A 22,409-nucleotide genomic window follows, 5' to 3' on the forward strand; every position below is an offset into this window, starting at 1 on the left:
CGAACGCGTCTGGGGCGCCGTCTTCACCGAGTACGACACGGCCCCCTACGCCGAGACCTGGCACGAGACCCCCGACGGGCTGGTCGTCGTCACCGGCCACTACCGGGGCACCGCGCGCGCGACAGGACGCGCGTATGAGGCCGAGTTCGTCCACCTCTGGCGGGTCACCGACGGCAAGATCTCCTGGCTGCACCAGTACACCGACACGGCCCGCTGGTGGGACGCCCTCGCGGCCGCCTGAAGACCCCGGCGGTGGGACACTGCCCGACGTGAGCGAAGGAGAGGGGACGGCCCGGCGCGGCCGGCTGACCCGCGACCGCATCGTCGCGGCGGCGGCGCGGATCGTCGGACGCGAGGGCAGCGCGGCGCTGTCGATGCGGAAGGTCGCCGACGAGCTGGGCAGCGCGCCGATGAGCATCTACCGGCACGTCCGCGACAAGGACGAGCTGCTGGTGCTCGTGCTCGACCGCATCGTCGCCGAGCTGCCCCGCCCCGACCTCCCGGACGCGCCGCGCGAACGGCTGCTGACCTTGCTGGCCTGGGAGCACGACGAGCTGGCGAAGCGTCCGTGGATCGCCGGGGTGCTCGCCGGCGGCGACCTGATGGCGCCCGCGATCGTGTGGCTGCTCGAAGAGATCTACGCCGCCTGGCGGGCGTGCGGGCTGACGCTCGCGCAGGCGGCCGCCGCCAACCGGATCGTCTGGGGCTTCCTGCTCAGCGACCTGCTGCGCCGCGCGGACGCCCCGCCCGGCCGGGCGCCGTACCAGGACGCCGTCCCCGCGACCGCCGACCCCGCCGTCCACCCGAACCTCGCCGCGCTGGCCGGCTACTGGACCGCGCCCGGCCGCCGCGACCACTTCGCCGCCGACCTGCCGTCCCTGGTGGACGCGCTGATCGCCACGCCGCCCGCCGCCGTTTGACATCGATGCGTACGCGTACGCACCATGGGTCCATGGACACGCGAACCCTGTACCGCCGCTGGCTCTTCGACGCCTGGACCGGCGACTACGGCGTCCTCGACGAGATCCTCGCGCCCGGCTTCGTCGGCCACTGGCCGGGCATGGACGTCCACGGCCCGGACGGCGCCGCCGAGCAGATCCGCCGCTCCCACGAGTACTTCTCCGACATCGAGACCACCCTGGACGTCGGCCCCCTCGCCGACGGCGACCTGGTCGCCGCCCGCTGGACCTTCCACGGCTCCTATCAGGGCGGGATCCCCGGCGCCACGGCCGCGCCCGGCACCCGCATCGCCTTCGCCGGCCACGACCTGTTCCGCGTCGAGGACGGCCGGTTCGCCGAGTACTGGCCGGTCTCCGACGGCCTCGGCATGATGCAGGCGCTCGGCGCCGTCTGAACCCCTTTGCGGGGCTTCGCCGCCGCTTGTAGAACTCTGTCCATGCCCCCCGAACTCGTCCGTCCCACGACCGCCGTCCAGGCCTCCTTCGTCGCCGCGATGGCGGAGTTCCGCGACGAGGGGCGCGGCGGCCCCGGCGACCGCAGCCAGATCGGCCGCGACCTGCGCGACCCCGGCCTCGGCGAACTGGCCGACCCGGGCGTCTTCGCCGCCTACGTGGCCCGCGTCAACGCCGACGCGCTCCCGGAGTCGCCGCGCCCCCGGGGCTTCGTCCCGTCCACCACGTTCTGGCTGGTGGACGGCGACGAGTACCTCGGCCGCATCCAGGTCCGCCACCGGCTGACCGCATGGCTGCGCGACGTCGGCGGGCACATCGGCTACGACGTCCGCGAGTCCGCCCGCCGCCGCGGGCACGCGTCGCTGATGCTCCGCGAGGTCCTCCCGCACGCCCACCGCCTCGGCGTCGACCCGGCCCTCGTCACCTGCGAGGAGACCAACATCGGCTCCCGGAAGGTCATCGAGGGCGCCGGCGGCGTCCTCGAGGACGTCCGCGACGGCAAGCGCCGCTACTGGCTCCCGACCGCCTGAAGGGCGAGCTTGAAGCCTTCGTGGCTGCGCGCGAAGCCCAGCGAGTCGTAGAAGCGGTGCGCGTCCTCCCGCTGCTTGCCGCTGGTCAGCTGGACGAGCGCGCAGCCGCGCTCCCGCGCTCGCGCGATGGCGCGTTCCATCAGCGTCCGCCCGAGCCCGCCGCCGCGCCGGTCCGCGCGGACCCGCACCGCCTCGATCAACGCCCGTTCGGCGCCGCCCCTGCCGAGCCCGGGGATGTAGGTCGCCTGCAGGCAGCCGACGACCGTCCCACCGTCCACCAGCACCAGCACCTCGTTGCGCGGGTCGCCGTCGATCGCCGCGAACGCCCGCTCGTGGGCGTCCGTCACCACGACCGACGCCGGGTCGACGATCTTCTCCTCGTCCGCCAGCAGAGCCAGCACCGCGGGCAGATCGGCACGCGCCGCCAGACGTACGCAAGGCATGGCGCCGACCCTAGCCTCGGCGCCGAAAGTCGTCGCCCCCAGGCCGGTCGATCCGCCCGGGCCGCCGTGTCAATACAGGTGACAGCGACCCGAAGAAAGGACCAGCGATGCAGAGGATCGCCGTAGTGCAGTACAAGGCGCGCCCTGAGCGCGCCGACGAGAACCAGCGGCTGATCGAGGACGTCATGGCCGAGTTGGGACGCGACGACCCCGGCGGCGTCCACTACGCCGCGTTCCGCCTGGACGGCGACGCGTTCCTCCACCTCGTCTTCAACGACGACGACCGCGACGTCCTCCCGTCCGTCCCCGCCTTCCAGGAGTTCCAGCGCGAGCTCCCCGACCGCCTGATCCCCGGCACCCTCATCCGAACCACCGCCACCCTGATCGGCGCCTACGCCCTAACCCCAACCCCCCACCCAACAACCACCCGCTGACCCCACCCAGGGGTGGGCCCCACGAAGGCCCACCCCTACCAGCCGCAAACCTCGCGATACGCCTCCCGCAGGTCACCCACCCCCGGCACCCCCAACCCGTCCACCGCCGCCACGACCTCCGCAGCCCGCCAGTAGTTGGACGGCACCAGCCGCCCGCTCGTCACCGCCTCAAGAGCCCGATGCGCCGCCTCCTCGGGTTGTTCCGTGGCGATCAGTGCCAGCGCCAGGTCCAGCCGCGCGGAGGCGGCCCGCCGCGGCCGCGCCGGTCCGCTCGCCGGCGCTTCCAGACGGGCGAGGACACCCCGCGCGTACGGCTCGGCCGCCGGATCACCGAGCCACGACAGCGTGGTCGCCGTATAGGCATCACTTTTCGCCGGGTCGTAACGGAAGTGATGCTCCGGCAGCGTGGGCACCGCCAATGGCGCGACGAGTCGCTCGACACGTCCAAGCGCATCCCGCGTCTCCGGTCCGGCGCCGAGCCGCGCCCACGCCCGCCCCTCCTGCGCCGTCGCCTGGATGAACGCCGACCCGCCGTGCGGCGCGATCTCCTGAGCGCCGCGCGACAGCGTGACGGCCTCCCGGTAGTCCCCATCGGTGACGGCCTGCCACGCACGCGTCTCCACCGTCCACGCGACGATCTCCGGATGCCCGGCGTGCTCCGCGAGCTGCGCAGCCGTCCGCAACCGCGCGGCGGCCGCCGACCGCCGCCCGAGGTCGATGTCGCACGTCGCCGCAAGCAACGACAGCCACGCTCCCACCACCACGAGCCGCCGCCGCTCAGCGAGCGTCATCTGTACGTCCATGAGCCGCCCGACGTACCCGAGATGCCGCCGCGTCCGCCCGAGCAACGCGTCGGGCGCCGACCGCGGATATGCGGACGCCAACTCGTCCACCGTCAGCTCCAGCGCGACAAGTGTCTCCTCGCCCACATCGCTCGCCGCCACCCGCCGCGCCAACTCCAGTGCCTCCACCTCGTCATCCCCGTCCACCGAGGAGGCCCGCATGCCGAAGAGGGATTCCTCGGGGGTGTTGAGGGCGGCGGCGTAGAGGAGGCGGTAGCGGGGGCCGACCGCGTGTTCGCCGGCTTCGTGGCCGCGGATCGTCCGCTCGAGGTCGCGGAGGGACGGGAGGCGCTGCCGGACGCGGTCGGACGCCACCTCGCGGAACCGTTCGGCCAGGTCGGCGACCGTCAGGCCGCGGGCCTTCCGGGCCGCCCGCAGCCGCGCCCCAACGCGCTTCTTCTCGGACACCGCAGTGCACCTCGTTCCGGATATCCGCGGAGATGGTCCGTGTCCACGCTCATCTCCGATTATCACGGTGACCTGCGCCACCCGTCATCGATTCACTGAGAGTGACCGATTCGGCACCGGACGAGGAATGGCGGGCGACGAGATGACGGGCGCGAAAAGGGGTGGACCGCCGACGCTGTTCGCGTGGGATGTCGTCCTGCGTCAAGGAGGCGAGTGCGGTGTCACGGACGACCAGGTCGCCGCGCTCCGGCACGTCCGGCGGGTCCTTCAGGAGGCGGACGCGGGGAGCCGGGGGAAGGTGCGGCGCGTCACGGTGGGGCTTTCCGGGCGTGTGGAGTACGTCGAGTTGGGCGTCGTTGCCGAGGCCTGGCGTGATGGCGTGGCGGTGGTGTGGGCGTGGTGACGGACGTCGAGCACCTGGAGCGGTTGGCCGCCGCGCTGGACGCGGCGGGCTGGACGGTCGGCCGACGCCATGAGGGGACGCCGTTGGTGCGGGTCTCTTCGCCGAAGGCGCCGCACATCGGGGACAGCGTCCGCGTGAAGGACGGGGTGGGCGGGGTGCCGTGGTTCGTGTCGTCGTGCGGCGACCCGGTGGCGCCGTGCCATGACGTGCGGCGAGCGTGTGCGGAGGTCGGCGAGCTACTGGAATTGTTCGGGGCGGCGCAGGGGGCTTAGGTGGCGCGCGGGCGCGTTGTCTGAGGGGTGGGGGCGATGCCGGAGGCGAGCCCCCGCCGCGAAGCTCGCGAAGCGAGGTCGCGCCCGCCCAAGAACGGTCAAGGCGCGAGCCGCTAGGCGAGCGCCTTGGGCCGGGCTTGAAAACTACAAGTGGTACTTCATGCCCATGTGGGAGGGGCGGAAGCCGATCTTCTGGTAGAAGCGGATCGCGTCGGGGCGCTGGCGGTCGGTGGTGAGCTGGACGAGGCGGCAGCCGCGGGCGCGGGCCTGGTCGATGGCCCAGTTGATCATGGCTTGGCCGAGGCCGCGGCCGCGCTCGTCGGGGGCGATGCGGACGCCCTCGATCTGGGCGCGCTCGCCGCCGGTGTAGGTGAGGCCGGGGATGTAGGTGAGCTGGAGCGTTCCGGCGACGGTGCCGGCGACGTCCGCCACGATGAGGTGGTTGCCGGGGTCCTTCTCGATGGCGGCGAAGGCGGTGACGTAGGCCTCGGGAATCTCCTCGGCGAGTGTTTCGCGGGCGGCGCCCAGGGGATCGTCGGCCAGGAGCCGGACGATCTGGGGAAGGTCGTCGGCCGTCGCCTCGCGAAAGGTCACTTCTTGATCACGCTGCACGTCACAAGGTTATCCGGGCGCTAAGTTGCAATGTTCACAACGACTTGTAGTACTACCGCTCGTAGTACTACGTTGGGTGGAGACCACCCCAGAGCGAACCGCCGGTGGCCTCCTCACCATGCCCCGCAGGGAGAAAGCCATGCACAACGACGAGAACGAGGAACACTGGACCGACCACGCCATCTGCCGCGGCGCCGACCCCGACCTGTTCTTCCCGATCGGGTACTCGGCGGAGGTGCTGCGGGAGCAGATGGACGCGGCCAAGGCCGTCTGCGCGAACTGCCCGGTGAAGGCGGAGTGCCTCGCCTGGGCGCTGCGGGTGGGCGAGCCCGACGGCATCTGGGGCGGGACGACCCCGGAGGAGCGGCGCTACCTGCGCCGGACGGCGGAGGCCCCCGCGCGGCGGCGGCTGCCGGTCATCGTGGTGCGCGGCGACGCGTCCGAGTCGGAGCACGCGTCCGCGGCCTGACGGCCCGGCCGCCGCGCTAGGGGAGCAGGGCGACCTTGCCGACGACGCGCCGGCCGAGGAGGTCGTCGAGGACCCGCGGCGCGGACGCGAGAGGTTCGGTGCGGGGGGCGACCGGGTCGAGGCGCCCGTCGGCGACCATGGCGAGCAGTTCGTCGAGGAGGGCGCGCTGCTCGGCCGGACGGGTCATGGACCAGGCGCCCCAGTCGACGCCGACGACGGCGCGGTTGCGCAGCAGGACCTGGTTGAGCGGGAGGGACGGGATGTCCCCGGACGCGAAGCCGATCACGGCGTAGCGGCCGAGTTCGCGCAGGGAGCGCAGCGCCGGGTCGGCGAGGGCGCCGCCGACGGGGTCGTAGACGAGGTCGACGCCGCCGTCGGACCAGGCGCGGGCGGCGCTCTTCACGTCGGTGGCGTCGACGGCGGAGTCGGCGCCGGCGGCGAGCGCGGCGGCCCGCTTCTCCTCCGACGAGGCGACGGCCAGGACGCGGGCGCCGAGCGCGGTCGCGACCTGCACGGCGGCGAGCCCGACGCCGCCGCCCGCGCCGAGGACGAGGACGGTCTCGCCGGCGGCGAGGCCGGCGCGGTCGCGGAGCGCGAACAGGGCGGTGCAGTAGCTCTGGGTGAAGGTCGCGGCGCGCGGGAAGTCCAGCTTGTCGGGGATCGGCACGGCCGCGGCGGCGGGGACGGCGACGTGCGAGGCGAAGCCGCCGAGCCCGCACATGGCGAGGACGCGCGTCCCGTCGGGGAGGGTGCCGGCGACCTCGCTGCCGGGGACGAACGGCAGCGGCGGCTTGATCTGGTAGCGGCCCTGGACGAACAGGGCGTCGACGTAGTTGACGCCGGCCGCCTCGACGGTGAGCAGGACCTGGCCGGGGCCGGGTTCGATCGGGGCGGTGTCCTTGACGGCGACGGAGCCGAGCTCTTCGCAGATCGCAGCGCGCATCCGTCCACTATGCCGGAAACCGAATCGCGTTCACCATCGGGCACCTTCCCGGGGGCGCGCGCGTTGACCCCGGTGACGGCAGGATCGATCGGTCATACGGTGGCGACATGAGCTACACCCCCGACAGTCGACGCTCCGAGGGGCTCGTCCAGGCCGGCACGCGCGCGCTGTCGGCGGCGGTCCTCATCGGCTCGGTGACGGTCCTGATGTGGGTCCTGGAGGGCATCGACGTCCTCGACAACGGCGCGCTGGACCAGTTCGGCATCCAGCCGCACGACGTCGACGACCTTCCGGACATCTTCACCGCGCCGTTCATGCACGCGGGCTTCCCGCACCTGATGGCGAACACGGTCCCGTTCATGATCCTCGGGTTCATCGCGGCGGCGCGCGGGATCGCGAAGTTCCTGGCCGCGAGCCTGATCATCATCGTGGTCGGCGGTCTCGGCGTGTGGTTCTTCAGCTCGGCGAACACGCTCGGGTCCAGCATCCTGATCTTCGGGTTCTTCGGGTACCTGGTCGGCCGCGGCGTCTTCGAGCGGCGGGTGCTGGACATCGTGATCGCGGTGCTGGTCGTCGCGGTCTACGGGACGATGCTGGTCGGCGTCGTCCCGAACGACCCGACGATCTCCTGGCAGGGGCACCTGTTCGGGCTGATCGGCGGCGTGCTCGGCGCGTGGTTCCTGCGCCGGGGCAAGGTCGAGGCGCCGCGCCTCACCCCTGGGGCGTGAGGTCGGCCGTCTCCACCTCGACCCGCGAGGGCAGGGGGCGGACGGGCTCGTCGGGACGTTCCGCGGTGCGCGCGGCGGTGAGCGCGGCGAGGCCGAACGCGACGGGGATCCACGCGACGGCGGACAGCCGCTCCATCTCGTCCGTGATCGGGTGCATGGAGGCGACGGCCGCGCCGGTGAGCCCGGCGGCGGCGAGCGGCCAGGCGGCGTCCCAGCGGACGCGGGCGATCAGCCCGGCGGCGGCGAACAGGAACGCCGCCGGGATCAGCGGGTTCTCGAGCATCCGCGGGCCGATGTCACCGCTCCACAGGTCGCCTGAGGCGTCCCAGAGCCGATGCCACGGGTCGGGCACGTCGGGATGCTTGAAATGCCAGGTGAAGGTGTCCTGGAGCGTCTCGTCGATGCCGGGCAGGCGCAGGGCGGAGCTGATCCACATGTCGCCCGCCAGGACGAACGCCGAGATCCCGGCGACCGCCAGGAACAAGCGCCGCGCCGCGAAGAACCGGGCGAGCAGCACCCCGCCCGCGGCGAGCGCGGCGGCCAGCGCGACGCCGTTGGCGGGCTTGATGACGCACAGCATCGCCAGCCCGCACGCCAGCAGCCCACCGGCGGCCACCACGGCACGTCCGCGCAGCAGCAGCGCGGCGCCCGCCAGTGCGGCCATCAGGCAGAGCATCATCGGTGCCTCGGCCAGCAGGCGGCTCGCCCACAGGCCCGTCGGGAGCAGGAAGAACAGGGCCTCCGCCACCAGCGCCTGGACGGGCCGCAGCCCGATGGCGAGCGCCAGCAGGACGGCGGCGACGCCGCACGCCACCCCCAGCGCGGCCGTCCCGGCGATGAACCCGCCCGCGCCCATCGCCCGCACGAACGGGGCCGTGAGCAGCGCGTAGCCCGGACGCGAGGTGAAGATCCGCTGGAACCGGACCGGCGCGTCGCCGGGCAGGACGGTCCGGAACCGCACGCAGTCGGCGTACGTCCCGGCCGGGCGCGGCCGGCCGCGCATGAAGGCGCCGCAGGTGATCTCCGCGGCGGCGCGGTCGGCGGCGGGCTCGGACCAGCCGGCGTACCGGAGCGCGTCGCGGGCGTACCAGAAGGTGTCCGGCGTGGCCGTGGACGCGCCGCCCGACCAGCGCACCAGCCACAGGCCGGAACCGAGCACGCCCGCGATCGCGATGAGCGCCGCCGCCCGCGCCCAGGGCCGGTCGCGCAGGCGCGGCGCGGACGCGTCCGCGTACCGCGCCCGCCGGGACGGCCACGGCGCCGGGCGCCACCGGCGGCGCCAGGTCCGCGGCAGGCGGAACGGCGGTTCGTGGGTGCCGGCGGGGTCCGGGCCGTCGCCCGGGACGGGGCCGTCACCGGGGACCGGGCGGTCGGCGTCCTCGGGCCGTGAGTAACTCTGCGTCACGGCGAACGCACTGCCCGCTCACCCGGGCGGCAAGCGGGTTATGCGGATCTATCGGAAATAATTGGACATCCCTATAGCCGCCCGCGCGCCCCTAGTTCGGCCGGACGGTCACGTCCGACACGACCGCGTCGCGGGGCGTCTCCAGCGCCGCGACCAGCACGCGCGCCACGGTGCCCGGCGCCGCGAAGTCGTCCTCGGCGTACGGGTGGCCCTCCTGCGCGCGCACCTTCCGCTGCATCTCCGTCGCCGTCCGCCCCGGGTAGACGGTCGTGACGCGCAGCGACGGCTCCTCCGCGCGCAGCGAGTCGGCGAGCGCGCGCAGCCCGAACTTGCTCGCCGCGTACGCCGACCACTCCGGATTGGCGCGCAGCCCGGCGGTCGAGTTCACGAACACCACGTGGCCCGCCGCGGTGCGCAGCGCGGGCAGCAGCAGCCGGGTCATCTCGGCGGCCGACACCAGGTTCACCGACAGGTGGTCCATCCACTCGTCCGCCTCCAGCGCGGCGACGGGCGACAGGTGGACGACCCCGGCGGCGTGCACGACCCCGTCGAGCCGGGCGGGCAGCTCGGTCGCCGCCAGCACCGCCTCGATCCGGCGCGGCTCGGTGAGGTCCAGCGGGATCGTCGTGATGGACGCCCCCGTCCCCGCCGCGGCGGCCGGCGGCGCGCCCGGCGTGATCGCGATGGACTGGGTGGCGGCGTGCGCGGCGCCGGTGCGCAGCTTGCCGGCCAGCGCGTCCAGCCGGTCGGGGGAGCGGCCGGTGAGGATCAGGTCGTGGCCGCGCTCGCGCAGCAGCTCCGCGACCGCGGTGCCGATGCCGCCGGTCGCCCCCGTGATCAGATACGTGCCCATGGAGCCCCATTCTGGTCGATCGCCGTACCCCCATGGACGCGCGGGGCGCATCCTCAGTTCGGCCGCGCGTCAGTTGGACCGCGTGTCAGTTGGGGCGCGCGTCAGTTGGGGCGCAGCACCCGGGTGACGCCGGCGATGAGCGCGGTGGCGAGCACCCACCCGGTCGCGATCAGCGCGTAGGCGACCCAGCGGGACCAGTTCTGCGGGTCGAACGCCTCCTGCTGCCCGAACGTGTCGATCGGGATCAGCAGGTCGAGGCTGTAGACGAGCGCGTGGAAGTGCGGCTGCTCGGCCGGCTGCTTGATCCCCTTCGGATGGTCGAGGGAGAACACCGTGGTCCCGACGGCGAGCAGCACCGCGAACCACGCGAACGCCAACCACGGCCGGTACCCGTAGCCGACCGTCCAGTCCAGGACGAGGTTCCACACCCGGCTGACCGGGTGGATCTTGCGGCGGCGGGCGCGCAGCTTGGCGAGCTGCACCTTGCGGGCCAGGTCGTCGTGGCCGATGCCGTGGTACCAGGCGGCGAGCTGCTCGTACGGCTGGAGGTGGAACTCGGGGTCGCGGGACACCCAGCCCAGCCGGTCCTTGAAGCCGCCGCCGCGCAGCGACTGGTACGTCGTGCCGTTCAGGAACAGCTTGTCGGGCCAGATCGACGGATGGTCCATGATCAGGTCGATCCGGGAGAACGACAGCGACACCCGGCCCTTGATCTTCTCTGCGGGCCACAGCAGCAGCTCGTCGCAGACCATGTGGCTGGCGTGCAGCGCCATCCGCGCCGGGTCGCCGGAGTCGAGGAACCCCTTGGAGAACGACAGGATGCCGTTGAACCGGGCGCTGCGCAGCCGGACCGTCCCGACCGCGCGGAAGCCGGCGCTGAACTCGGCGGCGTTCTCCACCACCATGTTCTGCGCGTCCAGCGCGATCCGCCCCGGGTTGGACAGCGTGGCGCCCTGCATGAACAGGCCGCCGTTCATCTTCGCGCCGACCAGCCGCACGCCGCCGGTGATGTGCGCCTCCTGCGCGAACATCCCGACGTCCACGACCAGCCCGCCGCTGAACAGCGCCCACTTCTCCGGCGCGGTCGCGGTGATCCGCGTCCGGTTCATCCGGAAGCCGCCGAGCAGCTGCGCGCGCGGCAGCCGCACCTCGCCCTCGATCTCCGAGCCGGACAGGCTGAGGTACCCGTCGGCCTGGAGCCCGCCGCCGTCGAAGCCCGGCAGCCGGCAGTCGGCGAACCGCAGCTGCCGGGTGCGCGCGTTGGAGAACTTCGGCTCTTCGACGAGCCGGCAGTGCTCCAGCCGCAGCTCGTGCTCGACGGTGCCGCCCGACACGTCCAGCCGCCCGGTGACGTACGCGCCGCGCAGCCGGACCGCCGCGACGGACCCGGACCGGGTCTCGCCCGCGCCGAGCAGCAGCCGGCTGATCACCTCCGCCCGGACGATCCGGTCGGGCAGCGGCCCGGCGGGACGGTCGTCGCCGAGGACGACGCGGGCGCCGGTCGGGAACGCGGCCCACAGGCGGCGTTCGGCGTCGTTGAGTCCGGGAGGCTCGCTGAGCCCGGGGGGCTGGGGCACGGGACCTCTTTCTACGGGACGCCTCCTCCGCGATCAACACCGCGGAGGAGGGTCGCGCTGATCCTCCTGGTCAGGGCCTCGGGCCGGACGGGGATCAGAAGAAGCCGCGGCGGCGGCCGGCCTCCTGGAGGAAGCCGTCCAGCTCGCGCTCCCAGTCGGTGTGCCCGACGGTCGCGTAGTCGACGGTGAAGCGGCTGAACGCGTCGTGGCCCTCGGTGAAGACGCCGCCGCGCTTGTCCAGCTCCAGGACGACCTCCATCGACTGCGGGTACGACACGAACGTCACTTCGAGCTGCTTGATGCCATGCCCGTACTGGTGCGGCGGGTGGAACTCGATCTCCTGGTAGAACGGCAGCTCCTGGTGGACGCCCCAGATGCGGCCCTTCTCGCAGTCGGCGTTGCGGAAATGGAAGCCGAGGTTGGAGAACGCGGCGAGGAGGCGCTCCTGCGCCGGCAGCGGGTGCACGGCGATCGGGTCGAGGTCGCCCGGGTCGAGCGCGCCCGCGACCTCCAGCTCGGTGGCGATGCCGACGGTGGTGCCGTGCAGCGGGTGCCCGTACATGTGGGTGAGCGGCGCCTCCCACGGGATCGGGAACTGGAACGGGATGCTGTGCCGCATCCCCTCCTCCAGCTTGAACCCGCCCGCGACCGGCATCTTCGAGTACTCGATGTTGGAGGTGTACTCGCTGTCGTCGGTCTCGACCTCGACCCGGGTGCGCAGCGCGAGGTTCACCGACTTGATGTCGGAGTTGAACTGGCCGCCCACGATGACGACCTCGCCGGTGACGACCCCGCCCGGGGTGGTGTTCTCGTCGTGCAGGGTCGTCTCGATCGAGGGGCCGCCGATGCCCATCGCCTGCCGCAGCTTCTTGAAGACCAAGGTCCGTCCTCCCGTGTACGAGCACCCCCGGTGCTCTCGTCGTCCCATAGACGTGCTTACGGGAGATTACGTTCCTTAACGGAAGGTCGCCGGGCGAATCGCCGGGCCCGCCAGTGCCCGTCAGTGCCCGTCAGTGCCCGTCAGTGCCCCGTCAGTGGCCTCCGCCGGCCAGGTTCAGGCCGATCACGCCGATGATGATGCAGGCGAGCGCGCCGATCTTCACCGCGGACACCTGGTCGCCCATGACCAGCATGCCGAGCGCGGCGGTGCCGACCGCCCCGATGCCTACCCAGACGGCATAGGCGGTGCCGACGTCCAGCGACTTCAGCGCATGGCTGAGCAGGCCGAAACTGGTCACCGCGAAGACGAGGAAGCCGATCGACGGCGGCCACTCGGAGAAGTTCTTGCCGGCCTTCAGGCACAGCGCCATCGCGACCTCGAACAGGCCCGCGAGGATGACGAGGATCCACGCCATGGTGCACTCCCGGATGCGTGAGACGGCACGGTCACGCGTCGTCTTCGCCTGCCGGGTACGGCGCACCTCGTCCGGGAAGGCCGCCAGGGGCCTTCATGCGCGTCAACGGCCCAGCGGTGCGGGGTGTTCCCGCCGGTGGCCGATGTCACCGGCGGGAACCCCGGAACGCGGGGGAGCGGGGGGACGCGCGGAACGCGGCCTCAGGACCGTCCCAGCGCGCGGTACTCCCAGCCGGCGGCGCGCCACTTCGCGGCGTCCAGCGCGTGCCGGCCGTCCACGATCCGCTTGTGCTTGACGACCTGCGCCAGCGCGTCCGGCTCGATCTCCTTGAAGTCCGACCACTCGGTCAGCAGCACGACCACGTCGGCGTCCTGCGCGACGTCCAGCGCGCTGTCGCCGTAGCGCAGCTCCGGGAACGCGCGCCGCGCGTTGTCGAGCGCCGCCGGGTCGAACACCCGGACGTGCCCGCCGAGCCCGTGCATGGTGCGCGCCACGTCCAGCGCGGGCGCGTCCCGGATGTCGTCGGAGTTCGGCTTGAACGCCGCGCCCCACGCCGCGATCCGCTTGCCGGAGATCCCGCCGAGCATCTCCCGGACGAGGTCGACGGTGCGGGCGCGCCGCCGCCGGTTGATGTCGTCGACCTCGCGCAGGAACGACACGGCCTGCCCGACGCCGAGCTCCTCGGCCCGGTGCGCGAACGCCCGGATGTCCTTCGGCAGGCAGCCGCCGCCGAAGCCGAGGCCCGGCTTCAGGAACTTGCCGCCGATCCGGTCGTCGAGGGCGAGCGAGTCGGCGAGGTGCTTGATGTCGGCGCCGACCGCCTCGCAGACCTCCGCCATCGCGTTGATGTAGGAGATCTTGGTGGCGAGGAAGGAGTTCGCGGCGACCTTCACCAGCTCGGCGGTCGCGAGGTCGGTGCGCACCACCGGGGTGCCGAGGTCCAGGATCGGCCGGAACGCCGCCTGCAGCCGCTCCTCCGCCCACTCGGACGCGACGCCGAACACCAGCCGGTCCGGGCGCATCGTGTCGTCGACGGCGAAGCCCTCGCGCAGGAACTCGGGGTTCCACGCCAGCTCGACCTCGTCGCCCGCCGGGGCGAGCTCCTGCAGGAGGCCGGTGAGCCGCTTCGCCGTGCCGACCGGCACCGTCGACTTGCCGACGACCAGGGTGCGCCGGGTCAGCGTCGGCGCGAGCGCCCGTACCGCCGCGTCGATGTAGCTGAGGTCGGCGGCGTCCGAGCCCGGCTGCTGCGGCGTCCCCACGCACAGGAAGTGCACGTCGCCGAACTCGCCGGCCTCCGCGAAGGAGGTGGTGAACCGCAGCCGCCCGGACTCCAGCGCCTTGCTGAGCAGCTCCGGCAGGCCCGGCTCGAAGAACGGCACCTCGCCGGACGCGAGTTTGTCGATCTTGCGCTGGTCGACGTCCACGCCGAGCACCTCGAAGCCCAGCACGGCCATGCAGATCGCGTGCGTGGCGCCGAGGTACCCGGTGCCGATGACGGTGAGCCGCGGGGACTCCGTCGGGTTCATTGCACTTCTCCTTCTTCACTGCTGACGGAAGAGACGACTCCCGATGGCTCTAGGAGCACTTGCCCTTGTTGGTCAGTTCGCCTCCGGTGACCCGGTTGTCGCAGGCGACCTTGTTGCCGTCCGAACCGAGGAAGATGCCGACGCCTTTCGCGCCGCCCAGGTCGATGACGTTGCGGCGGAAGACGTTTCCGGTCCCCCAGCCCTTGTACTCCTCGTGGGTCTGGAAACCGTCCTTGACCGTTCTGGTCCCCCGGTTCCCCTCGATGAGATAGCCGTTCCCCTTGGCGTCGACCCACGAGTCGTTGATGCCGCCGCCGGACAGCTGCGACCCGTCGAAGACGTTCGCGACGAGCCGGCCGCCCGACGTGCCCTCCTTGATGTCCACCGCCTCGGCGGTGGCGGTGATCCGGTTCGCGGCGACCAGGTTGGCGTCGCTCGCGTCCGGCCTGCCCCGCGTGAGCTGAGACCAGTTGTTGTGCGACGAGCCGAGGTACACCCCCTCGCCGAAGCGCGGGTTCGCGCGGCCCGTCCGCATGATCATGTTGTACTGCACCGCGTTGCCGGTGCTGAAATTGCGCAGGTGGACGGCCTCGTCGCCCACGTCGTGGACGTTCAGCCCCTGCACCACCGTCCCGCTGGTGCCGTCGAGCATGACGCCCTTCTGGCTGCGCGTGACGGTGAAGCCGATCAGCCGCCAGTTGCTCGCGTTCTGCAGGTGGAAGCCGTAGCCCTTGGCCACGCCGCCGCCGTCCAGCACCGCCTGCGGCGTCCCGCAGACGAAGATCGGTTTGCCCTGCGCGCCCGACTTCTGGCTGGAGAACCGCCCGGGGTACCTGCCGGGAGCGAGCCGGATGACCTCGCCCGGCGCGGCCGTGTTCAGCTTCTCCTGCAGCTGGACGGGCCCGTGCACCGTCACCGTCGCCTTCGGGCACGCGATCCGCCGGTACGACGACGGCAGCGGCATCGCCGGCGCCGGCTGCCCGATGCCGCTGCCCGAGCCGGCTCCTGCTCCCGCACCCGCACCGGCTCCCGCGCCGGATCCGCTGCGCGGCACTGCGGTCAGCCCCGTCCCGGGGAACGGGTCCGTCCCGGCGGTGTCCTTGGTCTTGCCGCCGCCGCCCTCGGTGGCCAGCACGACGACCGCGCTCGTCGCGACGGCCCCGACGACCAGCACGCCGGCGAACTTCACATCGATCTTCACTGTCCGGACCCCGTCCACGCGCCGCCGCGCGTCAGGAGCACTTGCCCTTCTTGGTGAGCTGCCCGCCGGTGACCTTGTTGTTGCAGGCGATCGTGTTGCCGCCGACGGTGTCGTTGATGCCGACGCCGTTGCCGCCGTCCAGCGCGATCGTGTTGTTGCGGAAGGTGTTGCCGGTGCCCCAGCCCTTGATGATCTGGTGCACCTGGAAGCCGTCCGCGGGCGTCTTGTCGCCCCGGTTCCCCTCGATCAGGTAGCCGTTGCCCTTCACGTCCACCCACGAGTCGTTGTGCTTGTCGCCGCCGGTCTTCGACCCGTCGAACACGTTGTTCAGGATCTTGCCGCCCTTCGTGCCCTCCTTGATGTCGATCGCCTCGGCGGTCGCCCTGATCACGTTGCCGCGCACCACGTTGTTGTCGCTGTTGTCGATCTTCCCGCCGGACACCGACTTCCAGTTCGACTGCGCGGTGCCGAGGTACACGCCCTCGCCGAACTTCTCGCGCCGCAGCCCGGTGTTGAAGACCTTGTTGTACTGGATGGTGTTGCCGGTGGAGAAGTCCCGCACGTGGATGCCCTCGTCACCGATGTCGTGGACGTTCAGGCCCTGGATCACCGACCCGTTCGTGGTGTCGCCGACGACGCCCTTCTGGCTGTTCTGCACGGTGAACCCGATCAGCCGCCAGTAGTTCGCCTTGTCCAGGTGGAAGCCGTAGCCCTTCTTGATCCCGCCGCCGTCGATGACCGACGACGGGTCGCCGCACAGGAAGATCGGCTGCTGCTGCGTGCCGGACGCCGTCGCGACGAACTTCCCCACGTACTTGCCGGGGCTCATCTTGATCACGTCGCCGGCCTGCGCGCCCTTCAGCGCCGCCTGGAGCGAGTTCGCGTCGCCGACGGTCTTGGTCGGCTTCGGGCAGCCCACCTTCCCGCCGCCGTCGGGGACGGGCAGCGTCAGCGGCGCCCCGGCCTGCGCGCCGCCGCCGTCCCCACCGCCGTCCCCACCGCCGTCGCCGCCCTGGTCACCGCCGCCCTGCGGCGCCGCGCTGATCCCGCCGTCCGCGGACGTCTTCTTCGAGTCGTCCCCGCCGCCGCTGGTGAACAGGATCACCAGCCCGGCCGCCACCAGGGCACCGACCGCCAGGCCGATGAGGAACTTGACATCGATCTTGATCGTCATGCTGAACTACTCCTTGGAAGACCGCTCTGGTGCGTCGTGCCGTCGCCGGCGCCGGGCTACCGTCCCGCGCGCGCACCGGCCCGCTGACCGTCCTCGGAGGGGACGGTATCGGCGCGGCGGAGCAGCCGCACGGGCCGTTCCTCGAGCACGTCCTGCGCCGCGTACGGGTGGGCGCCGAGGCTGCCGATGCGCAGCCGGGTGCCGCGGGACCGGAACATGGAGACCGCCACCAGCAGGAACACGCCCGCCCAGATGACGTTCATCGGCTTGAAGATCCGCTTCAGCCAGGTGACGAAGCCCGCGGTCTTGTGCCATCCCTTGATGTTGTTGTTGGCGTTCTGGTACCTGCCGGTGGCCCGGTCGAGGTCCATCACGCTCGTCCCGGCGCCGCTCAGGGTGTTGCCGGTGATGACGCTGCCGGTGACATTGCCGCGCAGCGTGAGCCCGTGCCGGTGCGCCGACTGCACCGTGTTCCCGTTGACCGTGCCGTTGGCGTCGCGCAGGTAGAGCGCCGTCTTCCCGCCGCTGATGACGTTGCCGGACACCGTCGCGGCCGCCATGCCGTCGCGCACGACGATCCCCTGCCGCGCGAACCCCTTCACCTGGTTCCCGACGATCTGGACACGGGTGCCCTTCTCGCGCGCGACGATCCCCATGTCGCCGCCGCTGATCCGGCTGTTCTGCACGGCGACGCCGGACCCGCCGAGCAGCTCGACCCCGTACCGCCCGTTGTCCTTCGCGACGCTGCTGCTCACCCAGTTGTTGCCGAAGCTGGTGATCGCCTCGCCGGACGCCGACGGCCCCTCCGCGAGCGGCTCGCCGTTCAGCGTGAACCCGTTGCCGCCGTTCCCGCTCGACGTGCAGTTGGTGACCCGGACGCCCTCCGTCCCGCGCGACAGCACGAACCCGTCGCCGCGGCTGCCGGCGACCGTGGTGTTCTCGATCGTCGCGTTCTTGGCGAACCGGTGCAGCAGCAGCCCGTCCACCAGGCTGTTCCTGATGGACGTGTTGGTGATCTGCGCCTGGTTGGACGCGGTGACGAACACCCCGTAGGCGTCGCCGTCGAAGCTGGAGTGGTCGATCGTCCCGCTGACCAGGCTCGCCGTCGGCACCTCGAACGTGCCGCCCTTGCCGCCGCCGCCCGCCGGGACGACTTGGACCCGCGCGTTGTCGCCGTCGGTCTCCTCCTGCCCGCCGTCCGGCAGCGGCACCCGGTGCGCCGGGCCGGGGTCGGCGAGCTCGGCGGAGGAGTCCGGGCGGTCCGAGCCGGTCAGCGCGACGCCGCCGGTCCGCCCGCTCCAGAACCCGAGGTCGGACACCTGCGTGTAGTGCATCTCGAACGTGCCGCCGATCGCGCGGATGTAGGCGCGGCCGTCGGCGACCTGCGTGTCGGGCTTGCCCGTGTCGTCGTTCCAGCTGGTGAAGCGGACCGGGTTCTGCGCCGACCCGTTGATCCGGACGGTGCCGCCCGCGCTGACGATCGAGGTGAACGAGCCGGGCACGCTGCGCATCCGGATCGTCAGCGGCCCCGTCGAGCTCTGCAGGATCAGCTTGCCGCCGGCCGCCACCATGATGTTGACGCCGAGCAGGTAGGAGCCGTCGCTCTGCTTCTGGAAGTCCTGCCCGCCGAGCTTCTCCAGCTCGGACACGTAGTAGGGCTGCCGGCGCTGCGGCAGCATCAGCGTCCGGCCGGTGGCCGAGGTCATCAGCCGCGGCTGGCGGGCCGCCGCCGCGGCCGCGCCGCCGCCCGCGAGGTCGGACTCCTGCTTGGCGCGGATCTGCATGACCCGCAGGTCCTCCTGGTCGACCAGCGTCGACTGCTGCCGCGCCGCGCTCGGCGACACGTCGTCGACGCCGGGCGGCCCGCCGCCCTGCTGGGAGTAGACGCGGTAGGCGTAGGTGCCGCCGCCCGCGAGGCCCAGCACCAGCAGCGTCGCGACGATCCGGCCGCCGCCCTTCTTCTTCGGCGGCGGCGCGCCGTGCCGCGGCCCCTCGGGCGCCGCGGGCGCCGGCCCGGCGGCGGATGCCGGCCCGGCGGCGGGTGCCGGCCCGGAGGCCGGGGTTCGCCCGCTCATGTCAGACCCCCCTTCGCTGCGGCTGCGGGACGCCGCTGCGCGGCGTCGGATGCGGCGGTGTCGCGGGCGGCGGCACCGGTCGCGGGCCGGTCGCCTGCGACGAGTGCGGCGCGACCGGCTGCGGCCCGCGCGGCGGCATCGAGGGACGGCGCACGTTGCCGGGGACCGTCGGCGAGGCGGACGGCCCGCCCGGCGGCGGCGCCATGTGCCGTCCGGCGGCCTGCCCGGGCACCGGCCCGGCGAACGGGCTCCCGGCGCGCCCGCCGGCCCCTGCGCCCGCCATCGCCGGCGCGCCCATCGGGCCGGGACGCGCGGGCATCGGCCGCGGCTGCGGCTGCGCCGACCGCCGCGGCAGGCTCCACACCTGCCGCTTCTCCAGCGGCTGCTGCAGCGTGTACGGGTGCAGGCCGAGCCGGCCGATCCGCTGCCGGTCGTTGCGGGCCCGGACCATCGAGAAGATGACGACCGCGAACACGCACGTCCAGATGACGTTCAGCGGCGTCAGGTAGCGCTGCGCCTTCATCCACAGCGACGCGGTGTCGTGCCAGCCGTCGTCGTTGTTGTCCTCCTTGACGACCTTCCCGTGCGACCGGGACGTGCTGACCGCGCTCGTCCCGGACCCGCTGAGTGTGTTGTCGCGGATCTGCGAGCCGCCCGCCGCGCCGAGCACCGAGATGCCGTGCGCCTTGGCGCCCTTGACCGTGTTGCCGAGCAGCGTCGCCGACGAGCCCCGCAGGTAGATGCCGGTGCGGGCGCCGTCGACGGTGTTGCCGGCGAGGTTGGCGCCCTTCACCCCGTCGCGCAGCGAGATGCCCTGCCGGACCTGCCCGGTCAGCTGGTTCCCGGAGATCTGCACGTTGGTGGCGGCGTCCCGCACGACGATCCCCATGTCGCCGCCGATGACCTTGCTGTTCTGCACCGACAGCTTGTCGCCGCCGAGCAGCTCGATGCCGTAGTGGCCGTTGTCCTTGGCGAGGCTGTTGTTGATCGAGCTGTCGCCGAAGCTCTCCAGCGATTCGCCGGACGCCGACGGGCCCTCGGCGAGCGCCCTGCCGTTCAGCGTGAAGCCGTCGTGGCCGTTGCGCTCCGCGGTGCAGTTGGTGACGCGGATCTTCTCCGTCGCCCGCGACAGCACGAACCCGTCGCCGCGGCTGCCCCGCACGGTGGTGTTGGCGATGTTGGCGTTCTTCGCGAACCGGTGCATGACCAGCCCGTTCACCAGGCTGTTCTGGATCGCGTCGTTGGTGATCTGGGTCTGGTTGGAGCCGGACACGAACAGCCCGAACGCGTCCCCGGTGATCGTGCTGTTGGTGATCGCCCCGGTGACGAGGTCGGCGGCCGGGACGTGCGTCGCGGTGCCGCCGGGGCCGTCGCCGCCGCCGGGCTTCTCGGTCTCGATGTCGCCGGGGCCGCCGCCGGTGCTGCCGCCGTTCTGCTGCTGCTCCTGGCGCTTCTTCTTGGCCTCGTGCCGCTGCTGCTTGTTCAGGTGCTTGGTGGCGCTGGACGGGCGGTCGGTGCCGGTCAGCGCGATGCCGCCCGTCCGGCCGCTCCAGAACCCGAGGTCGCTGACCTTCGTGTAGTCCATCCGGAACTCGCCGCCGACCGCGCGGATGTAGGCGCGGCCGTCGGCGACCTGCCGGTCCGGGGCGTTGGTGCGCGGGTTCCAGCTGGTGATCTGCACCGGGGCGCGCTGGGTGCCCTTGATCTGGATGGCGCCGCCGAAGCTGACGATGGAGCTGAACGCGGTCGGCAGGCTGCCCATCCGGATGACCAGCGGGCCCGTCCCGCTGGACAGCTGCAGCTTGGCGCCGTCGGCGACGAACACGTGGATGCCGAGCAGGAACGAGCCGTCGCCGAGGCGGCGGAAGTACTGCCCGCCGTACTTGGCGAGGTCGGCGACGGTGTAGGCGCGCCCGTTGGTGGTCGGCGGCAGGACGAGCGTCTTGCCGTGCGCGGAGCCGAAGATCTGCGGCCGCTTCCACTGCGTGGTCGCCTGCCCGCCGATCATCAGCATCGCCGACAGCACGGACCGCGTCTGCATGATCCGCTGGTCCTCCTGGTCGACCAGCGCGGCTTGCCGGTTCGCGTCGGCGACCGGGTCGGCGTGCGCGCGCGGCGCCGGCGTCCCGGGCAGCAGCCCGAGGGGGAGCAGCCCGATCCCGAGGGCGGCGAGGGCGAGGGCGGTCCCCCGCCCGGCTGCGCTCGGCGGGCGCGGGCGGATGTTCGGCCGGGTCACCTCAGCCCACTCCCTGGAGCGAGCTCGCGCTCTGCCCGGCGCCGCCGACCTGGTCGGAGGTGCGGGTGAGCCAGCCCTGCTTGTTCATCGTGACGAACGCGTACAGCTTGATCGGCAGCGAGATGCCGATGACGACGAAGACGGTCAGCGGCAGCAGCAGGATCTCGCCGGGGTGCCGCTTGAGGTGCGACCAGCCGCGGACGCCGCGGCCGAGCAGCACCCAGCCGAGCGCGAGCGCGATGCCGAGCGGGTTGAAGTTGTCGGCGAGCCGGCTGAAGATCAGGTAACCGAGGGTGACGGCCATGGTGACCGGGGTCAGCAGGATCTGCAGCACGGTCACCTTCGTGACGAACGGCGTCTTCCACAGCCAGCCCTTCCACAGCGCGGTGAGGTAGCAGCGGTAGGAGTTGCGGCTCCACCGGATGCGCTGCTTGAAGAAGGCGCGGAACGAGTCGGGGAACATCGAGATCGCGCGCGCCGACGACTGGTGCACGGTCTTGTAGCCCTGCGAGAGGGTGAGCCAGGTGAGCCGGCCGTCGTCGCCGGCGATGCAGCGGCGGCCGAGGAAGAACTCGTTCTCCAGGTTCTCCACGACCGGCAGGATCACCGAGCGGCGGTAGGCGGCGGTGCGGCCGGACAGGCAGGCGACGCCGCCCTTGGAGCCCATCGCGGGGACGTAGTCGTAGTAGCGCAGGTTGACCAGCCAGTCGGCGACGCGGCGCCAGACGCTGGTGGTGCGCTGGTAGACGTTCTGCTGGGTGCCGACGCCGCCGACCTGCGGGTCCTCGAACGGCATCTGGACGGCGTCCAGCAGCCCGGGCTGCCACCAGGTGTCGGAGTCGGCGAACACGATGACCTCGCCGCGGGCGGCGCGGATGCCGACGCCGAGCGCGGAGCGCTTGCCGGAGTGCTCGTAGACGAGCACGTGCAGCCGCGGGTCGGTGACCTGGGCGAGCCGCCGGTGCCCCTCGGTGTCGGCGACGTCGATCACGATGATGACCTCGCTGGGGTTCTGCGCGAGCCAGCTCTCCAGGCAGCGGACGAGGATCTCGGGGTCCTCGCGGTAGGAGGGGACGACGACCGAGACGGTGGTCCGGAAGTTGTTGACCACCGGTTTGTCCATGCGCGACAGGATCACCCGGTAGAGCCAGAGGCCCCAGACGAGCAGCCCGGCGAAGCCCAGCGGAACGAACTTCCGCCAGTCGCCTCCGGCGGTCGCCCCCGCGACCGAACTCCAGGCGTCACTCAGCCACCCCGTGACAGACGACAAAACAGGTCCTCTCTCTCCCGTGGCATCGGGAGAAACCACCGACTCCTGCGACCCCGTGCCACCTCAAGTAAGAGTGAGCAGACCAGCAAATGGTTCACCTTTGCCGGATGCGGCCACGCTTGCCCCATTGGCCGGGCTCTTTATCGTTCGTCCCGATTCGTCGTCAAGGATCATGCGGGAATCGTTCGCCAACCGATGTGCTCGTCAGGTCCCGGACGCTCGGAGGCCGTGATTCGGA

23 protein-coding genes, 1 pseudogene and 1 riboswitch are annotated in these 22,409 nt (G+C 72.2%); of the genes and pseudogenes, 9 read left to right on the forward strand and 15 right to left on the reverse strand.

Going from position 1 to position 22,409, the window contains the following annotated elements; genetic code table 11:
- Positions 1–28: 28 nt before the first annotated feature.
- From J4709_RS00520 to J4709_RS00535, 4 genes and pseudogenes are all read left to right on the forward strand, one after another.
- A pseudogene (locus J4709_RS00520) lies at positions 29–241 on the forward strand (nuclear transport factor 2 family protein); the annotation flags it as partial.
- Between the two features lie 28 nt (positions 242–269).
- A complete protein-coding gene (locus J4709_RS00525) occupies positions 270–920 on the forward strand; it encodes a TetR/AcrR family transcriptional regulator (RefSeq protein ID WP_307800829.1) in 651 nt (216 codons plus the stop codon).
- A 32-nt stretch (positions 921–952) separates the two neighbouring features.
- Positions 953–1,354, forward strand: coding sequence for an ester cyclase (locus tag J4709_RS00530; protein WP_208235671.1), 402 nt, complete (start codon positions 953–955; stop codon positions 1,352–1,354).
- Between the two features lie 42 nt (positions 1,355–1,396).
- Positions 1,397–1,942, forward strand: coding sequence for a GNAT family N-acetyltransferase (locus tag J4709_RS00535; protein ID WP_208235672.1), 546 nt, complete (start codon positions 1,397–1,399; stop codon positions 1,940–1,942).
- Here the strand turns inward: J4709_RS00535 and J4709_RS00540 are convergent.
- The gene (locus tag J4709_RS00540; protein ID WP_208235673.1) at positions 1,921–2,385 is read right to left on the reverse strand and encodes a GNAT family N-acetyltransferase; all 465 of its coding nucleotides are present in this window, start codon (positions 2,383–2,385) and stop codon (positions 1,921–1,923) included. The two genes, J4709_RS00535 and J4709_RS00540, sit on opposite strands and share 22 nt — an antisense overlap.
- 107 nt (positions 2,386–2,492) lie before the next feature.
- On the opposite strand from J4709_RS00540, the gene J4709_RS00545 reads away from it, so the two are divergent.
- On the forward strand, positions 2,493–2,819 hold the full coding sequence (locus J4709_RS00545; protein ID WP_208235674.1) for a hypothetical protein: 327 nt from the start codon (positions 2,493–2,495) through the stop codon (positions 2,817–2,819).
- A gap of 35 nt (positions 2,820–2,854) precedes the next feature.
- On the opposite strand, the gene J4709_RS00550 is transcribed toward J4709_RS00545, so the two are convergent.
- Positions 2,855–4,069, reverse strand: a complete 1,215-nt coding sequence (locus J4709_RS00550; RefSeq protein ID WP_208235675.1) for an NsdA family TPR-like regulatory protein — start codon at positions 4,067–4,069, stop codon at positions 2,855–2,857.
- A gap of 127 nt (positions 4,070–4,196) precedes the next feature.
- On the opposite strand from J4709_RS00550, the gene J4709_RS00555 reads away from it, so the two are divergent.
- Both J4709_RS00555 and J4709_RS00560 read left to right on the forward strand, forming a co-directional pair.
- Positions 4,197–4,472 carry a hypothetical protein gene (locus J4709_RS00555; RefSeq protein ID WP_208235676.1) on the forward strand — a complete coding sequence of 92 codons (276 nt, stop codon included), beginning with the start codon at positions 4,197–4,199 and terminating at the stop codon, positions 4,470–4,472.
- Positions 4,466–4,744 (forward strand): hypothetical protein, encoded by a 279-nt coding sequence (locus J4709_RS00560; protein ID WP_208235677.1) that lies wholly within the window; start codon positions 4,466–4,468, stop codon positions 4,742–4,744. Before J4709_RS00555 ends, J4709_RS00560 begins: the two co-directional genes overlap by 7 nt.
- Positions 4,745–4,888: 144 nt before the next feature.
- Here the strand turns inward: J4709_RS00560 and J4709_RS00565 are convergent, their stop codons facing one another.
- Positions 4,889–5,338 (reverse strand): GNAT family N-acetyltransferase, encoded by a 450-nt coding sequence (locus J4709_RS00565; RefSeq protein WP_173101392.1) that lies wholly within the window; start codon positions 5,336–5,338, stop codon positions 4,889–4,891.
- A 157-nt stretch (positions 5,339–5,495) separates the two neighbouring features.
- On the opposite strand from J4709_RS00565, the gene J4709_RS00570 reads away from it, so the two are divergent.
- The gene (locus tag J4709_RS00570; RefSeq protein WP_173097163.1) at positions 5,496–5,825 is read left to right on the forward strand and encodes a WhiB family transcriptional regulator; all 330 of its coding nucleotides are present in this window, start codon (positions 5,496–5,498) and stop codon (positions 5,823–5,825) included.
- Positions 5,826–5,841: 16 nt separating this feature from the next.
- Here the strand turns inward: J4709_RS00570 and J4709_RS00575 are convergent, their stop codons facing one another.
- Complete coding sequence (locus J4709_RS00575) at positions 5,842–6,768, reverse strand: NADPH:quinone oxidoreductase family protein (RefSeq protein WP_208235678.1); 927 nt, start codon at positions 6,766–6,768, stop codon at positions 5,842–5,844.
- 107 nt (positions 6,769–6,875) lie between these two features.
- Between J4709_RS00575 and J4709_RS00580 the strand changes: the two genes are divergently transcribed.
- Positions 6,876–7,496 (forward strand): rhomboid family intramembrane serine protease, encoded by a 621-nt coding sequence (locus J4709_RS00580; RefSeq protein ID WP_208235679.1) that lies wholly within the window; start codon positions 6,876–6,878, stop codon positions 7,494–7,496.
- Here J4709_RS00580 and J4709_RS00585 read toward each other — a convergent pair.
- The 11 genes from J4709_RS00585 to J4709_RS00635 all read right to left on the reverse strand — a co-directional run bounded on the left by J4709_RS00585 (position 7,480) and on the right by J4709_RS00635 (position 22,171).
- Complete coding sequence (locus tag J4709_RS00585; RefSeq protein ID WP_208235680.1) at positions 7,480–8,901, reverse strand: hypothetical protein; 1,422 nt, start codon at positions 8,899–8,901, stop codon at positions 7,480–7,482. The two genes, J4709_RS00580 and J4709_RS00585, sit on opposite strands and share 17 nt — an antisense overlap.
- 91 nt (positions 8,902–8,992) lie before the next feature.
- On the reverse strand, positions 8,993–9,754 hold the full coding sequence (locus J4709_RS00590) for an SDR family oxidoreductase (RefSeq protein ID WP_208235681.1): 762 nt from the start codon (positions 9,752–9,754) through the stop codon (positions 8,993–8,995).
- 101 nt (positions 9,755–9,855) lie between these two features.
- Entirely contained in the window at positions 9,856–11,331 is a 1,476-nt protein-coding gene (locus J4709_RS00595; protein ID WP_208235682.1) for a hypothetical protein, read from the reverse strand.
- A gap of 94 nt (positions 11,332–11,425) precedes the next feature.
- Positions 11,426–12,211 carry a sporulation protein gene (locus J4709_RS00600; RefSeq protein WP_208235683.1) on the reverse strand — a complete coding sequence of 262 codons (786 nt, stop codon included), beginning with the start codon at positions 12,209–12,211 and terminating at the stop codon, positions 11,426–11,428.
- 151 nt (positions 12,212–12,362) lie between these two features.
- A complete protein-coding gene (locus J4709_RS00605; RefSeq protein WP_208235684.1) occupies positions 12,363–12,686 on the reverse strand; it encodes a DMT family transporter in 324 nt (107 codons plus the stop codon).
- A 32-nt stretch (positions 12,687–12,718) separates the two neighbouring features.
- Positions 12,719–12,783: riboswitch (guanidine-III (ykkC-III) riboswitch) on the reverse strand.
- Between the two features lie 103 nt (positions 12,784–12,886).
- Entirely contained in the window at positions 12,887–14,215 is a 1,329-nt protein-coding gene (locus J4709_RS00610) for a UDP-glucose dehydrogenase family protein (RefSeq protein ID WP_208235685.1), read from the reverse strand.
- Between the two features lie 49 nt (positions 14,216–14,264).
- On the reverse strand, positions 14,265–15,416 hold the full coding sequence (locus J4709_RS00615; RefSeq protein ID WP_208235686.1) for a right-handed parallel beta-helix repeat-containing protein: 1,152 nt from the start codon (positions 15,414–15,416) through the stop codon (positions 14,265–14,267).
- A 31-nt stretch (positions 15,417–15,447) separates the two neighbouring features.
- Positions 15,448–16,590, reverse strand: a complete 1,143-nt coding sequence (locus J4709_RS00620; protein ID WP_208235687.1) for a right-handed parallel beta-helix repeat-containing protein — start codon at positions 16,588–16,590, stop codon at positions 15,448–15,450.
- 56 nt (positions 16,591–16,646) lie between these two features.
- Complete coding sequence (locus tag J4709_RS00625; RefSeq protein WP_208235688.1) at positions 16,647–18,665, reverse strand: right-handed parallel beta-helix repeat-containing protein; 2,019 nt, start codon at positions 18,663–18,665, stop codon at positions 16,647–16,649.
- Between the two features lies 1 nt (position 18,666).
- Positions 18,667–20,901, reverse strand: a complete 2,235-nt coding sequence (locus J4709_RS00630; protein WP_208235689.1) for a right-handed parallel beta-helix repeat-containing protein — start codon at positions 20,899–20,901, stop codon at positions 18,667–18,669.
- 1 nt (position 20,902) lies between these two features.
- Positions 20,903–22,171, reverse strand: coding sequence for a glycosyltransferase family 2 protein (locus J4709_RS00635; RefSeq protein ID WP_208235690.1), 1,269 nt, complete (start codon positions 22,169–22,171; stop codon positions 20,903–20,905).
- Positions 22,172–22,409: the final 238 nt, after the last annotated feature.

The sequence above is a fragment of the Actinomadura violacea genome (assembly GCF_017573465.1).
Lineage (GTDB): Bacteria > Actinomycetota > Actinomycetes > Streptosporangiales > Streptosporangiaceae > Spirillospora > Spirillospora violacea.

Excerpts from the sequence above, each read along its gene's own strand:
- J4709_RS00590 (WP_208235681.1), bottom strand. The coding sequence starts at position 9,754 with ATGGGCACGTATCTGATCACGGGGGCGACCGGCGGCATCGGCACCGCG.
- J4709_RS00545 (WP_208235674.1), top strand. The coding sequence starts at position 2,493 with ATGCAGAGGATCGCCGTAGTGCAGTACAAGGCGCGCCCTGAGCGCGCC.
- J4709_RS00530 (WP_208235671.1), top strand. The coding sequence starts at position 953 with ATGGACACGCGAACCCTGTACCGCCGCTGGCTCTTCGACGCCTGGACC.
- J4709_RS00540 (WP_208235673.1), bottom strand. The coding sequence starts at position 2,385 with ATGCCTTGCGTACGTCTGGCGGCGCGTGCCGATCTGCCCGCGGTGCTG.
- J4709_RS00610 (WP_208235685.1), bottom strand. The coding sequence starts at position 14,215 with ATGAACCCGACGGAGTCCCCGCGGCTCACCGTCATCGGCACCGGGTAC.
- J4709_RS00580 (WP_208235679.1), top strand. The coding sequence starts at position 6,876 with ATGAGCTACACCCCCGACAGTCGACGCTCCGAGGGGCTCGTCCAGGCC.
- J4709_RS00605 (WP_208235684.1), bottom strand. The coding sequence starts at position 12,686 with ATGGCGTGGATCCTCGTCATCCTCGCGGGCCTGTTCGAGGTCGCGATG.
- J4709_RS00625 (WP_208235688.1), bottom strand. The coding sequence starts at position 18,665 with ATGAGCGGGCGAACCCCGGCCTCCGGGCCGGCACCCGCCGCCGGGCCG.
- J4709_RS00575 (WP_208235678.1), bottom strand. The coding sequence starts at position 6,768 with ATGCGCGCTGCGATCTGCGAAGAGCTCGGCTCCGTCGCCGTCAAGGAC.
- J4709_RS00535 (WP_208235672.1), top strand. The coding sequence starts at position 1,397 with ATGCCCCCCGAACTCGTCCGTCCCACGACCGCCGTCCAGGCCTCCTTC.
- J4709_RS00620 (WP_208235687.1), bottom strand. The coding sequence starts at position 16,590 with ATGACGATCAAGATCGATGTCAAGTTCCTCATCGGCCTGGCGGTCGGT.
- J4709_RS00570 (WP_173097163.1), top strand. The coding sequence starts at position 5,496 with ATGCACAACGACGAGAACGAGGAACACTGGACCGACCACGCCATCTGC.
- J4709_RS00555 (WP_208235676.1), top strand. The coding sequence starts at position 4,197 with ATGGCGGGCGACGAGATGACGGGCGCGAAAAGGGGTGGACCGCCGACG.